Origin of the sequence: Streptomyces sp. NPDC092296 (assembly GCF_044755465.1) — a bacterium.
Taxonomy (GTDB): domain Bacteria; phylum Actinomycetota; class Actinomycetes; order Streptomycetales; family Streptomycetaceae; genus Peterkaempfera.
This window is the reverse complement of record NZ_JBIVRB010000002.1, coordinates 63,195-76,610: the sequence shown is the minus strand read 5'-3', so window position 1 is coordinate 76,610 and position 13,416 is coordinate 63,195. Positions and strand designations below refer to the sequence as shown.

Here is a 13,416-nt window from a genome sequence, read left to right as displayed (position 1 = left end):
CACGCAGAGCCACAGCGCGACCGATCCGCGACCGATCCGCGACCGATCCGCGACTGACCGAAGGGACCACCGTCCATGCCGCACACCGCCCCCGGCGCCGCCGGGAGCCAGGGCACCGACCGCGCACCGACCGGTACGCCGCAGCCCGGCGAAGCCGTACGGGTCGCAGCCGAACCAGCCGCCGGGGGGCCCGCCGGGGAGCCCGCCGACCCGCCGCGCGGGCCGAACGCGCTGCTGGCCGCCGCCGCACGCGGCCAGGCCCGCGCGCTGACCGCCGGAGTGCTGCTCAGCTGTGGCCACCAGGCGGGCGAGGCCATGGTGGCCGTGCTGGTCGGCGCCGTGGTGGACCGGGCGGTCGACGGCGGCTCCGGCGGCTCGCTGCTGCTCTGGCTCGGCGTGCTGGCACTGGACTTCGCGGCGCTCTCGCTCTGCTTCCGCTTCGGCTCCCGCGCGGTCACCCGCGCTGCGGAGGGCGCCGCCCACACCCTGCGGGTGTCGCTGGCCGCCCGGCTGCTGGACCCGCGCGGCGGCGCCGACCGCGACCGGCTGCCCGGCGAACTGCTGGGCGTGGCCACCTCCGACGCGCAGCAGGTCGGCCGGTTCAACGCGGTGGTCGCCGCCACCGCCGGGGCACTGGCCGCGCTGGGCCTGGGCGCGGTGCTGCTGCTGCGCACCTCGGTGCTGCTCGGGCTGATCGTGCTGGTCGGTACGCCGCTGCTGCTGGCCGCCGTCGACCGGCTGGGCCGCCCGCTGGAGCGGCGCGGCGCGGCCGAGCAGGCGGCGGCGGCCGGCGCGGCGGGCACGGCGGTGGACTTCGTCGGCGGCCTGCGGGTGCTCAAGGGCCTGGGCGCGGAGCGGCCCGCGTACGACCGCTACCGGCGGGCCAGCCGGACCAGCCTGCGGGCCACCGTCGCGGCGGCCCGCTCGGAGGCGCTGCTGGACGGCGGCGCGCTGCTGCTGGCCGGGGCGCTGGTGGCCACGGTCGCGCTGGTGGCCGGGCGGCTGGCGATGGCCGGGCGGATCGGGCTGGGCGAGCTGATCGCCTGTGTCGGCCTGTGCCAGTTCCTGATCGGTCCGGCGCAGACCCTGCTGTCGGTGGGCCCGAGCCTGGCCCGCGCCCGCGCCTCCGCCCGCCGGGTCGCCACGGTGCTGGACGCCCGCCCGGCGGCGAGCGGCGGCACGGCGGCGCTGCCGCAGCCGGTCGCCGGGGCGCTGCGGCTGGACGGGGTCGACTGCGGGCGGCTGCGCGGCCTCAGCCTCGACCTGGCCCCGGGCGAGCACCTGGGCGTCGTCGCCCCCGACCCGGCCGAGGCGGCCGACCTGCTCGCCTGCCTGTCCGGTGACGCGGTGCCATCCGCCGGCACGGTCCGGCTGGACGGCGCGCCGCTGGGCACGCTGCTCCCCGGTGCGGCGCGGGCGGCCCTGCTGGTCGCGCCGCACGACCCGTGCCTCTTCGACGGGACCGTCCTGGACAACCTCCGCACCGGCGACGAGGACCGCGCCCCCGATGGACAGGTCGCGGACGAACGGGCGCTGGCCGCCGCTGCCGCCGACGAGTTCGTGGCGGCGCTGCCCGAGGGGCCGCTGACCCGGATCGGTGAGCGCGGCGCCTTCCTCTCCGGCGGCCAGCGCCAGCGGATCGCGCTGGCCCGCGCGCTGCGGGCCGACCCCCCGGTGCTGGTGCTGCATGAACCCACCACCGCCGTGGACACGGTGACCGAGGCCCGCATAGCCGACGGCGTACGGGCGCTGCGCGCGGACCGCAGCACCGTGCTGGTGACCTCCAGCCCGATGCTGCTGGCGGGCTGCGACCGGGTGGTGCTGCTCGCGGACGGCACGGTGGCCGCCGACGCGCCGCACGCCGTGCTGGCCGTGGCGGACGCCCGCTACCGGGGCGTGGTGCTCGCATGAGCGGGACGGGGCGGACCCTGCTGCCCGTCGCCACTCCCGCCCGTACCCGGCAGGTCGCCGCCGAACTGCTCCGCCCGCGGCTGCGGCCGGCGCTGGCAGCCGTACTGGCCGTGCTCGCCGAGGCCGCCGTCGGGCTCGCCGGGCCGCTGGCGCTGGGCCGGATCGTGGACGCGGTGCAGCACGGCGGCGGCGCCGGGCGGCTGGTCCCGGCGGCGGCCGTGCTGCTGGGCGCGGCGGCGGCGCAGGCGGCGCTGGCCACGGCCGGGCGCACCCTGGTCGCGCAGGTCGGGGAGAGCGCGCTCGCCCGGTTGCGGGAGCGGGTGGTCGGGCGGGTCCTGGCGCTGCCCTCGCGGCGGATCGAGCAGGCCGGTTCGGGGGACCTGGCGGCGCGGGTCGGTGACGATGTGTCCGTGGTCGCCGCCGCGGTGCGCGGCTCGCTGCCGGACTTCGCGGGCGCCGCGCTGACCATCGGCTTCACCGCGCTGGGGCTGGCCGTGCTGGACTGGCGGTTCGCGGTGGCCGGGCTGTGCGCGCTGCCGATCCAGGCGGCGACGCTCCGCTGGTACCTGCGCCGGTCGGGCCCGCTGTACGCGGCGCAGCGGGTGGCCGGGGGCGAGCGCGCCCAGCAGCTGCTGGAGTCGATCGGGGGTGCGGCCACCGTCCGGGTGTTCCGGCTGGGCGAGGAGCACACCCGGCGGGTGGCGGAGCGGTCGGCGCAGGCGATGGACCTGGCGGTCCGGGCCACCACGCTGCGGTCGCGGTTCTACGGGCGGCTCAACGCGGCGGAGTTCACCGGGCTGGGGATGATCCTGGCCACCGGGTTCTGGCTGGTGCACTCGGGCGGGGTGGGGCTGGGCGCGGCGACCTCGGCCGCGCTGCTGTTCATCCGGCTGTTCGACCCGGTGAACGCGCTGCTGGCCCTGGTCTCCTCGGTGCAGGAGGCGGGTGCGGCGCTGGCCAGGCTGGTGGGCGCGGCCGAGCTGCCGCCGGACGGGCAGCCGGAGCCGCCGCAGGTCACCGCCCGTACGGCGGCGCCCCGGGTGCGGGTGCGCGGGGTCAGCCATGCCTACCGGGCGGGCCGCCCGGTGCTGGACGGCATCGACCTGGACCTCGCCCCCGGCGAGCAGGTCACCCTGGTCGGCGCCAGCGGCGCGGGCAAGTCCACCCTGGCCAGGATCGTCGCGGGGACGCATCCGCCGACCGGCGGCCGGGTCGAGGTGGGCGGCGCTCCGCCGGACGCCCGGGACGGCACCGGCCGGCCCGCCGTGTTCCTGCTGGACCAGGACACCCATGTCTTCGCCGGGCCGCTGGCGGAGGATCTGCGGCTGGCCCGCCCGGACGCGGCCGAGGCCGAGCTGCGGGCCGCCCTGGAGCGGGCCGGTGCCCTGGCGTGGGCGGCGGCGCTGCCGCAGGGGCTGGACACGGTGGTCGGCGCGGGCGGGGTCCGGCTGACGCCGGTGCAGGCGCAGCAGTTGGCGCTGGCCCGGCTGGCGCTGGCCGATCCGCCGGTGGCGGTGCTGGACGAGGCGGCGGCCGAGGCGGGCAGCGAGGGGGCCCGGGTGCTGGAGGCGGCGGCCCGGGAGATCCTGCGCGGCCGTACCGCGCTGGTGGTCGCGCACCGGCTGGCCCAGGCGGCCACCGCCGACCGGGTGGTGGTGCTGGAGGCGGGCCGGGTGGTGGAGGACGGCCCGCATGACGCGCTGCTCGCGGCGGGCGGCCGGTACGCGGCCCTGTGGTCGGCCTGGTCCGGCCGGGCGCACGGGCCGGGGGCGGCCGGGGGGTGACGCAGACGCAGCGAGGCCCCGGCCGGCCGCGCGACCAGGCTCGCGCGGTCGGCCGGGGTTTCCCCCGGTCGGGGGGGCTCTACGGGAAGGCGACCAGGTCGGTCACCTGGTGGGAGGTGTTGACGGCCGCTCCGGTGCTGTTGATCACGTGGTTGATGGTGCCGGTGCCGCCCAGCGAGACGGTCACCATGTCGTGGAACCGCACCCCGGAGGCGTTCGGCACCTCGAAGGCGTGCTCCGCGACCACGGCCGGGTTGCTGCTGAAGTAGCAGTAGCTGCCCAGGCCCCACGCCTCGTGGCTGGTGACGGAGTCCGCCACCTTGTAGGCCGGGTAGCCCTTGGTGGCTCCGTTCATCCAGGCGGACTGGTTCGGCGGGTCGTAGGGCATCTCGTTCTGGAAGAAGTAGGTGCGGCCGCCGTTGCCGTTCCAGATCACCTGGCTCTGCTGGTAGTGCTCCACGAACAGGCCGTACATGGTGACATTGGAGCCGTTGACGATCAGGCCGTTGGCGGCGGTGTTGCTGGTCCAGCCGACGCCGCTGCCGTGGTCGGCGCGCCACAGCCACATGTGGTCGCCGATCACGTCGGAGCTGTTGACCACCAGGCTCTGGGTGGCCTTGCCGACGCCCGCGCCGCCGATCCGGAAGAACACGTCGTGCAGCGAGGTCGGGTCGGCGGTGTGCCGGGCGGTGGCGCCGGACTGGCCGACCTGCATCAGCACCGGGGAGTTGACGCTCCCCGCGTCGAACAGCAGCCCGGCGACCTTGACGCCGTCCACGTCCGCGACCGTCATGGCGGTGATGCCGTTGTCCGGGACCAGGGTGGCCAGGCCCAGGCCGAGCACCACGGTGTCCGGGCGGGTGATGTCGACGGTCTGGTTGAGGTGGTAGACCCCCGGGGTGAACAGCAGGTTCTTGCCCTGGCCCAGCGCGCCGTTGATGTCGGCCGCGGTGGCGCCGGGCTTGACGATGAAGAACTGGTCGATCGGCAGCGACGTCCCGGCGGTGCTGCCGGACGACCAGCTGGCGCCCTGGGTGTTGCTGCGCAGCGCGGGTACGAAGACCCGGTACGCGCCGGAGCCGTCCACGTACAGGAACGGCTTCTCCCGGGTCACCGGGGACTGCGCCACGGTGGTGTAGGGCGGGTTGGGGAAGCTGGTGGCGGGGGCGTTGACGTCGCCGACGAAGACCATGTTCCAGTTGGAGCCGGTCCAGCTGCCCCACTGGGTGTTGCGGGAGAGCCACTGCTGCTGGGAGCCGGAGCGCACCTGGCCGTCGATCTTGGAGTCCGCGATGAAGCCGCCGCTGGACCAGCCGCCGTCGTCCAGTTGGAGGTTGCCCCGGACGTGCATCCGGCGGTAGGGCGCGGCCTGGGAGACGGCCCAGCGGTCGGTGCCGGAGGCGGGGTTGACGGAGAGGTTCTCGGCGTCCCGCCAGAAGTTCTGGGTGGCGTTGCCCTGGAACCAGTCGGCCTCGGCGTGCACCGCGCCGTTGATGGTGACGTCGTCGGGCGACAGGCCCAGGCCGGCCACCTGGGTGTAGAAGCCGACGTTGGCGTCGACGTTGTAGCTGCCGGGCTTGAACAGCAGCGCGTAGCGGGCGGAGCCGAACTGGTTCTGCTCCTGCTGGCCGAAGACCTGGTTGAGCCGGTTCTGGATGGTCGCGGTGGACATCGACGGGTCGAAGACCGAGACATTGGGGCCGAAGTCCGGGGTGCCGGGCGGTGGCGGGGTGTCGGTGCTGCCCAGGGTGAAGGACTGGGCGGCGGTGCCGTTGCAGGTGTACTGCTGGAGGCGCGCGCCGTCGGCGGTGGAGGCGCTGGGCACGTCCAGGCACTTGCCGCTGTTGCGGTTGACGAAGTGGTAGCTGCCGCCGGACTCCGCGACCGGCTGCCACTGCTGGTTGGCGCCGCCGCCGTACGTCCACAGCTGCACCTTGGCGCTGTCGGCGGTGGAGACGTCGGTGACGTCCCAGACCTGGGCGGCGTCATTGCGGTTGGCGACCCGGACATAGCCGCTGTCGGTGGGCTGGAACTGCCACTGCTGGGCGGCGGTGCCGTTGCAGGCGTACTGCTGGACGGCGGTGCCGTTGGCGGTGGCGGCGGCTGCCGCGTCCACGCACTTGCCGCTGTTGCTGCTGACCACCGTGGTCCAGCCGGCGGGCAGCGTCGCGGCCTGGGCGGCGGGGGCCAGCGCGACGGCGGCGCCGAGCGGGGCGCACAGGGTGAGGGCGGCCAGCAGCGGGGCGGTGCGCTGCCGGGGGCGGTTTCTGCGGCGGGTGGGGGCCGGCGCGTGGGGTGTCACGGATTCCTCCTGGGCCGCCGATGGGGACCGGCGGATCGGGGGCTGCGGGTCTGGGGGCTGCGGCTCTGGGAGCTGCGGGTCTGGGGGGTGCGGCTCTGGTGAGGTGGCCGCGCGGGCCCGGGGCCGGCCGGGCGGGGCGGCCCCGGGCGGTGCGCGGTCGGGTGCGGGCGGAGCCGGTCAGGAGGTGGGGACGGTCCACTTCTGGTTGGCGGCGCCGGTGCAGTCCCAGATCTGGAGCCGGGTGCCGTTGGCCGAGCTGGGGCCGGTGGCGTCCAGGCAGCGGCCGGACTGCGGGTTCACCAGGTCGTGGCCGGAGGTGTACGTCCACTTCTGCGAGCCGGTGCCGTTGCAGTCGTACAGCTGCACCTTGGTGCCGTTGGCGGTGCCGGCGGAGGTGACGTCCATGCACTTGCCGAGCGCCTGCACCGAGCCGTCGGCGGCCATCGTCCAGTTCTGCGCGGCGGTGCCGTTGCAGTCGTACAACTGCACGGCGGTGCCGTTGGCGGTGCTCGCGGCAGCCACGTCCACGCACTTGCCGCCGTACCCGCTGATCCGGCCGGTGGGCGCGGAGCCGCCACCGCCGCCGGGGGTGGTGCTGCCGGTGAGCTGGTTGAAGATCGAGGCGAACTGGTACGCGCTCTGCGAGGTGCCGCTGCACGTGCTGGAGAGCGTGCCGTTGCTGGAGCACGCCTTGTCGCGGCCCAGCGCCCAGTAGGACAGCTGCTGGATGCCGTGCTGCGCGGCGAAGGACTCCAACTGCGTGGCGTTGGCGGTGCTGAACACCTCGCTGGTGGTGTCGTTGACGCCGATCATGGGGGTGTTGCCCTCCATGGCCCACAGCTGGTCGGAGGACTTGGACGTCCAGATCTGGCCGAGCTGGGTGTGCAGGCCGTTGGCGGCGTTGACGGCGGCCTGGCCCATGTCCATCGGGGAGCCGTAGTCCATGGTCATGATGTTGACCAGGTTGACGTTCAGGCCCCGGCTCTTGGCGTTGTTCAGCAGGCTGAGCGCGTTGGACTCCAGGCCGCTGGGGCTCACCGGCAGGGTGTAGTCCACGGCCAGCTGCCTGCCGGATGCCGCGTACTGCTGCTGGAGTTCGGCCAGCGCCTGGTTGCGTCGGTCGTTGGTCGTGGTGTCGTCGAGCGTCGAGCCCTCGATGTCCAGGTCGACCCGGGTCAGGTTGAGGGTGTCGATCACCTTCTTGTACTGCGCCTCCAGCGAGGCGACGGTGGTACACGCCTTCGCCAGCTCGGTGCCCGAGGCGCCGCCGAAGGAGGCGATGACATCGCCGCCGGCGGCGCGCAGGGTGTTGATCGCGCTGGTCCAGCCGGAGTCGGTGATGGCGGTGTCGCCGTTGAAGGTGGCGTTGCAGCTGCCGCCGCCGTTGATCACGAAGGCGAGGGTGAAGTACTTCAGGCCGGTCGCCGCACGGGCGTTGGCCATGGCCGACGGCGAGTTCCACACCTCGACGTACGGCGCGGCGTAGTGGGCGGGGAAGCCGGGTCCGGCGGCGGCCGCAGCGGCGGCGGGCGAACCGCTGCCGAGCAGCAGGCCGGCGATCAGGGTCGGCAGCGCGGCGGCGGCCGCGACGGCACGGGAGGGCTGGCGGGGCATGGCGATTCTCCTCGTGGTGGGGGCGAGGTGGGGGTGGGGTGCAGACGAGGGGGCCGGACGAGGGGTGCGGTCGGTCGCGCGGTGCCGCCGAAAGGCTGAGCGATTCCTTCACAAGGTGAACGTGGGCAGGCAGCCGCAGCGGCCCGGCCTGCCGGTCACTGCGGCAGGCCGGTCAGCGCGGTCGGCGGTGCGCGGCGGCGGGTCCGGGTGCGTCGGGGGACCGCCGACCGGCCGCCGTCACGGCGCTGATCTGCGATGCACCCGGCCCGCCGGGTTGGGAGGGGGTGGGGAGGGGACTGTGGTCTACACCTTTTTCTGAGTCGTGAAGTTAGGGCCCTTCAGCGGGCACGTCAAGACCTCACGTCCAGGAAGCAAATCCAGACCCATCCTCAACCGTCACTGCGCCGCCGCCAGTTCCCCCCTGAAACATCCGTGCGGGGGCGGCGACCCAGGGAATGGTTGACATGTTCACCTTCGGCCGCTAGCTTCACCTTCTGAACGCGACGCATGCGCTCAAGAGTGCGGAAGTTCCGCGCTGAGCAGCGCGGTCCCCGGACCCCGGCCGGTCGCATGGGCGGCGGGGCGAGCCGCGACCGGTGGCCGGCGGGGCCACTGTCAGCACACCCGCGCCCGCACGCGCTGTCGGCAGTCGACTCCCCGTCCGCCCCGAGCACCGTGCCCGGGTTTCGGTTGCGGAGCCGGGACCGGCCGCCCCCGTCGTGCACCAGGCGTGCCCGGCGCACGGTCTCCGCGCCGCCGTCACCTCCGTCACCTCCGTCACCTCCCGGGCGGTTTCCGCCGGTTGCGGCGACTCCGTCCATCGGGAGCGGACACGGGCCCTCCCGGCGCAAGGCGGGTTTCCCTGTCTGATTTACGGTAATCTGCCGGATATGCGGCTCATGAAGGCGACCTCCGGACTGCCGGCCACCACCCTGCGGGCGATGGACGCGCTCGGCGAGGCCGAAACGCTCGACCGCTATGTTGAACCGGTGCGGGACGCGGTACGGGCCATGCCGCTGGGCCGGTTCCGCGACGTACTGCACGGCACCTGGCTCGGCCACCCCCTGCACCCGGCGCTGGTCCAGGTCCCGCTGGGAGCCTGGGTGTCCGCCGCCGTCCTGGACCTGCTGCCCGGCTCGGCGCGCGAGGCGAAGGTGCTGGTGGCGGTGGGCGTCGTCGCGGCGCTGCCCACCGCGCTCGCCGGGCTGGCCGACTGGGCGGAGCAGCACGAGCAGCAACTGCGTACCGGTCTGGTGCACGCCGCCTCCAACACGCTCGCCCTCGGCCTGTACGCGGGCTCCTGGGCGGCCCGCTCCCGGGGGCGCAGCGGACTCGGCCGCGCGCTGGGGTTCGCCGGGCTGGCGGCGGCGGGCGCGGGCGGCCTGCTCGGCGGCCACCTCTCGTACCGGCAGGCGGCGGGCGCCAACAAGGCGGAGCCGGTGCCGCACCTGGTGGAGCCGGGGTGGCATCCGATCGGGCGGATGGAGGACTTCCCGGCCGGGGAGGCGGTGCGGCGGGCGGTCGGGGAGGTGCCGGTGCTGGTGGTGCGTCAGCCGGGCGGCCAGGTACAGGCGCTGGCGGACCGGTGCAGCCACTTCTCCGGGCCGCTCTCGGCGGGGACGGTCGAGGACGGGTGCGTGGAGTGCCCCTGGCACGGGAGCGTCTTCCGCCTGGCGGACGGCGCGGTCGTCCGGGGCCCGGCGACGGCGCCGCAGCCGGCCTTCGACAGCCGGGTGACGCCCGACGGGACGGTGGAGGTGCGGCTGCCCGGGGCGGGGTGAGGTGGCCCGGGACTCGCTGACACACAAGGGGTTTCGGTCCCCGGCTCCGCGCTGGAGCGCGCCCGTACGAGGGACCGGTTTGCGGCGGGCGAGAGCCCTGCCACCCACACGCCAGACGGACCCGGGCCGACCCGGGCCGCAAGGGAGTAAGACATGAGCGACCCGCATATTCTCCTGACGGGCGAAAGGCTCGCCCTTGGCATGCCCCGCCAGGACATGCTGCCCGAGTACCACAAGTGGGAGAACGACCCCCGGACGGTCCTGGGGTACGGCAAGCAGTGGGCGCAGTCGTGGGAGGTCCGGGCCGCCGGGTACGAGCGCCAGCGCGGCAACGATCGCTACCAGCAGTTCGAGGTGGTGCGGCTGGCGGACGCGGCAGCCGTGGGCATGACCGTCCTGGAGGTCGACACCTATGTGCGCACGGCCGAGTTTGTGATCGTCCTCGCCCCGGGCGAGCGGGGGAAAGGGTACGCCGCAGAGGCGGCCCGGCTCACGCTCGACTGGGCGTTCCACCTGGCCGCACTGCGCATGGTGTGGCTGAAGGTGCTGAAGCCCAACCGCGCCGGGATCACCGCCTATGAGAAGGCCGGGTTCCGCCCGTCCGGACGGCTGCGGAAGTCCGGCTACTGGCTCGGGGAGCCCACCGACGAATTGATCATGGATGCCCTGCCGGAGGACTTCCCCGGCCCCTCCGCCGTGACCGCCGCTGCCAACAGCGGACGGATGCCCGACCGCTGATCCTCCGGCGGGCGGGACCGGTCCCGTTCGCGGGAACCACTGCGGCCGGTGCGAGCAGTCCGCCGACGTCCCGGGCCGCTGCTGCCCGGACGGCGGGGCCGGTGCGGGGTCAGAGGGTGAGCAGCAGGTCGCCGAAGCCGTGGGGGGCGCGGGGAGTGCGGCGGGCGGAGGTGCGGACGGGGTGGGTCTCGGTGCGGTGGATGCGGCGGCCCGCGGCCTCCAGCGCCGCCACCAGGGCGTGGTCCTCCCCCACCGCCAGCGGCGGGAAGCCGCCCGCCGCCGTGTAGGCGTCGGCCCGGACCGCCAGGTTGGCGCCGTGCACATGCGGGTGCGGCTGCTCCCCCGGGTACCCGTGGTAGCGGCGGTGGAAGCGCTCGGCCACGCCCGCCGGGTGCTCCGACCAGTCCGCGACCTCGACCAGGCCCACCACGGCGTGGAACCCCGCCTCGGCCAGGTCCAGCTGGTGGGCCAGCCAGTCCGCTGGCACCCGGGAGTCGGCATCGGTGTGCGCCAGCCAGACCTCCGCCGCCCGCAGCGCCCCGCCCGGCCCGGTCAGCCGGGCCAGCACATGGCCGGTGGCCAGCGACCGGGCCGCCCCCACCCTGCGGGCGGCGACCTCCAGCACGGTGGCGCCGTGGCCGCGCGCCACCTCGGCGGTGGCGTCCCGGCAGCTGTCGGCGGCGACCACGGTCGTGACCGGCAGGCCGCGCAGCCGGGGATGGGCGGCCGCCCGGCGTACCGACTCCAGGCAGCCGCCGAGCAGCCGCTCCTCGTCGTGGGCGGGTACCACGACGGCCACCGCGCGGATCACGCCAGCCCCTCGGCCGCCGCCACCGACAGGGACTCCGGCCCGGCCTCCGCCGGGGAGCCGGTCCGGATCAGGACGTCCAGCAGGAAGTCCGGCTCCTGGTGGCCCGCGATCCGGACCAGCCCGGGGACGGCCCGTACCGCCCGGTGGACGGCCTCGCCCTGCTGGGCGTGCTCGGCCACCGGGCGCCGCCAGTGCACGGCCAGCAGCGTGCCGCCCGGCTCCAGCGAGTCCACCGCGCGGCGCAGCAGGTCGTCGGCGTCGGCCGCCCCGAAGTAGTAGAGGAACTCGGAGAGCACGATCAGGTCGAACCGCCGCTCCGGCCAGTCGGCGGGCAGCACCAGCCGTTCCACCCGCACCCCGGGCCGGCCGGCGAGCCGGTGGCGGGCGGCGGCGACGGCCCGCTCGGAGCGGTCGCAGCTCAGCAGCCGGTCGCAGCGGTCGGCCAGCAGGGCGCTGAGGACGCCCACCGAGCAGGCCGGTTCGAAGGCGCTGCGGTAGCGGCGGCGGGGCAGCGAGGCCGTGGTGACGGCGTACTTGCGCTGCTCGTACCAGCGGCTCCCCAGGCCCCACGGGTCGTCGGCGTCCCGGTACATCTCGGTGAAGTACTCCGGTGGCGTGTTCACCGCAGCACCACCTCGTGGTCGCGCAGGAAGTGGGCGACCTCCTCGGGCGGCAGCACCGGCGCGTCCGCCGGGCCGTCGCCCAGCGGGAGCAGCTGGCTGGCGAAGCAGTCCAGCGCGGCGCGCTTGCGGGCCACCGCCGCGCCGTCCAGCGACACCCGTGCGGCGCGGTGCCAGGGCACCCGGGGGTCGCCGGGGCGGGCCCAGTGCCAGGCCCACACCGGGTACTGGAGCACCGGGACGCCGGTGGCGGCACCGGCGGCCAGGGCGGCGCGGCCGGCGGCCTCGTGGTCGGTGTGCACATCGCCGCTCCACGGGGCGGCGCACAGGTCGAAGCCGGTCAGCAGCCCGGCGAGGCGGTCGGTGAGCTGCTGCTCGTACCGGGCGACTCCGGTGTCCGGCAGGCCCAGCGGAACGATCTCGGTGTCCGCCGCGCCCAGCGCGTCCAGCGCCCGCCGGGCCTCGGCCCGCCGGACGCGGGCCAGGTCGCGGGCGGCCGGGGCCGTGCTCCGCGGGTGGGACGCCTCGCCGTCGGTGACGGCGGCCAGCCGCAGCCGGGCCCCGGCGGCGGCGAGCCGGGCAATGGTGCCGCCGAGCCCCAGCACCTCGTCGTCGGGGTGGGCGGCGACCAGCAGCACGCCGCGCGGCCCGGTGAGGTCCAGTTCGGGCAGGGCGGCCGACGCGAGCCAGGCCGCCCAGTGGGCCTCGGGGGTGCCGGGGGCCTGGATCGGGTCGGCGGGCTCGCGGGTGCGTACGGGGCGGGTCATCCGGCCTCCAGGGTGGTCCGCCGGGTCTGCGCGACTGCCGCGCCCAGCGCCGCGAGGTCGCGCTCGCCGTGGTGCTGGCGCAGGTAGACGGTCAGGTCGGTGACGGTGCGGGCGTGTACGGCGTCATGGCCGAGCGGGGCGGCGCCCAGGGCGCGGCCCACCCGGTGCAGCACCTCGGCGGCGGCGTCCTCCACGGCGGCGCGGACCAGCAGGGCGCGCCGGGCGGCGCCGCCCTTGCGGTCGGCCGGGTCGGCGTCGGTCTCGGCGGCGGCCCGGTCCAGCAGCGCGTCGGCCGCCTCCAGTCGGGCGTGCACGGCGCCCAGGTGGGCCAGGGTGTGCGGTTCGGGTGCGCGGTGCGCGGCGGCGGCCAGCAGGGTGGCGGCCACCGCGCGGGCGCCGCCGTACCAGCAGGCCGCCACGCCGATGCCGCCGTGGTGGAAGCCGGGCCGCTCCAGGTAGGCGCCGGGCGGGCCGACCGGTAGGGCGGGCGCGGCGTCGAAGGTGAGGTCGAGGGTGTCGCTGCCGGCCATCCCGGCGGCGGGCCAGCTGCCGGGGACCGGCCGTACGCGCTCGGGGTGCACCGCGACCGCGTACAGCCGCCGGGCGTCGCCCTCCCGGGCGGTCACCAGGGCGTGGGTGCAGACGCGGGCGCCGGAGCAGTACGGCTTGGCGCCGGAGAGCAGCCGGGTGCCGTCCTGGGCGGGCGTGGCGCGCAGGACGGCACCGGGCGGCTCGGCGGCCCAGACCGCCCAGCGCGAACCGGGGGCCGGCTCGGGGACGTCGGGGACGCCCGCCGCGCGCAGCTCCGCCAGGATGGCCAGCGCGTCGGTGTGGCCCTCCGCGAGCCGGGCCAGCGCCAGGTCGCGTTCGGCCAGGGCGGTCAGCGCGGACCACCGCTGCCGGGTCGCGCCGCACCCCGGCAGCGGCAGGTCCAGTCCGCCGTTCGCCGCCAGCCGGGAGAACTCCGCCGCCACGGCCGCCCGGTGGACCTCTAGGTCGGGGTCCGCCGCGCGTACCGGGTCTCTCCGCCGCCCTGCCGTCATCGTGGTGACCTCCTGGAACGCGGCTGCCCCGGGCGGCCCGGCGGA

The 13,416-nt window shown here is 75.9% G+C and carries 10 protein-coding genes; 4 read left to right on the top strand and 6 right to left on the bottom strand.

Annotated features, from left to right (window positions below):
• The first annotated feature begins 75 nt into the window (after positions 1-75).
• Positions 76-1,911: an ABC transporter transmembrane domain-containing protein gene (locus ACIQGZ_RS08115; RefSeq protein WP_402600070.1), complete on the top strand. Its 1,836-nt coding sequence runs from the start codon at positions 76-78 to the stop codon at positions 1,909-1,911.
• Complete coding sequence (locus tag ACIQGZ_RS08110; protein WP_402600069.1) at positions 1,908-3,695, top strand: ABC transporter ATP-binding protein; 1,788 nt, start codon at positions 1,908-1,910, stop codon at positions 3,693-3,695. The genes ACIQGZ_RS08115 and ACIQGZ_RS08110 overlap by 4 nt, the downstream gene beginning before the upstream one ends.
• A gap of 79 nt (positions 3,696-3,774) precedes the next feature.
• Here ACIQGZ_RS08110 and ACIQGZ_RS08105 read toward each other — a convergent pair whose 3' ends face one another.
• Positions 3,775-5,931, bottom strand: coding sequence for an RICIN domain-containing protein (locus tag ACIQGZ_RS08105; protein WP_402600718.1), 2,157 nt, complete (start codon positions 5,929-5,931; stop codon positions 3,775-3,777).
• Positions 5,932-6,174: 243 nt separating this feature from the next.
• On the bottom strand, positions 6,175-7,611 hold the full coding sequence (locus tag ACIQGZ_RS08100; RefSeq protein ID WP_402600068.1) for a ricin-type beta-trefoil lectin domain protein: 1,437 nt from the start codon (positions 7,609-7,611) through the stop codon (positions 6,175-6,177).
• An 890-nt stretch (positions 7,612-8,501) separates the two neighbouring features.
• On the opposite strand from ACIQGZ_RS08100, the gene ACIQGZ_RS08095 reads away from it, so the two are divergent.
• On the top strand, positions 8,502-9,392 hold the full coding sequence (locus ACIQGZ_RS08095) for a Rieske 2Fe-2S domain-containing protein (protein ID WP_402600067.1): 891 nt from the start codon (positions 8,502-8,504) through the stop codon (positions 9,390-9,392).
• A gap of 153 nt (positions 9,393-9,545) precedes the next feature.
• The gene (locus tag ACIQGZ_RS08090; protein WP_402600066.1) at positions 9,546-10,130 is read left to right on the top strand and encodes a GNAT family N-acetyltransferase; all 585 of its coding nucleotides are present in this window, start codon (positions 9,546-9,548) and stop codon (positions 10,128-10,130) included.
• A 109-nt stretch (positions 10,131-10,239) separates the two neighbouring features.
• On the opposite strand, the gene ACIQGZ_RS08085 is transcribed toward ACIQGZ_RS08090, so the two are convergent.
• Genes ACIQGZ_RS08085 through ACIQGZ_RS08070 form a run of 4 tightly spaced genes read right to left on the bottom strand, consistent with a single transcriptional unit; the run spans position 10,240 to position 13,371 of the window.
• Positions 10,240-10,941, bottom strand: coding sequence for a glycosyltransferase (locus ACIQGZ_RS08085; protein WP_402600065.1), 702 nt, complete (start codon positions 10,939-10,941; stop codon positions 10,240-10,242).
• Positions 10,938-11,564 (bottom strand): class I SAM-dependent methyltransferase, encoded by a 627-nt coding sequence (locus tag ACIQGZ_RS08080; RefSeq protein WP_402600064.1) that lies wholly within the window; start codon positions 11,562-11,564, stop codon positions 10,938-10,940. The genes ACIQGZ_RS08085 and ACIQGZ_RS08080 overlap by 4 nt, the downstream gene beginning before the upstream one ends.
• Positions 11,561-12,328, bottom strand: a complete 768-nt coding sequence (locus tag ACIQGZ_RS08075; RefSeq protein ID WP_402600063.1) for a PIG-L deacetylase family protein — start codon at positions 12,326-12,328, stop codon at positions 11,561-11,563. Before ACIQGZ_RS08075 ends, ACIQGZ_RS08080 begins: the two co-directional genes overlap by 4 nt.
• Positions 12,325-13,371 (bottom strand): acyl-CoA dehydrogenase, encoded by a 1,047-nt coding sequence (locus tag ACIQGZ_RS08070; RefSeq protein WP_402600062.1) that lies wholly within the window; start codon positions 13,369-13,371, stop codon positions 12,325-12,327. Before ACIQGZ_RS08070 ends, ACIQGZ_RS08075 begins: the two co-directional genes overlap by 4 nt.
• Positions 13,372-13,416: the final 45 nt, after the last annotated feature.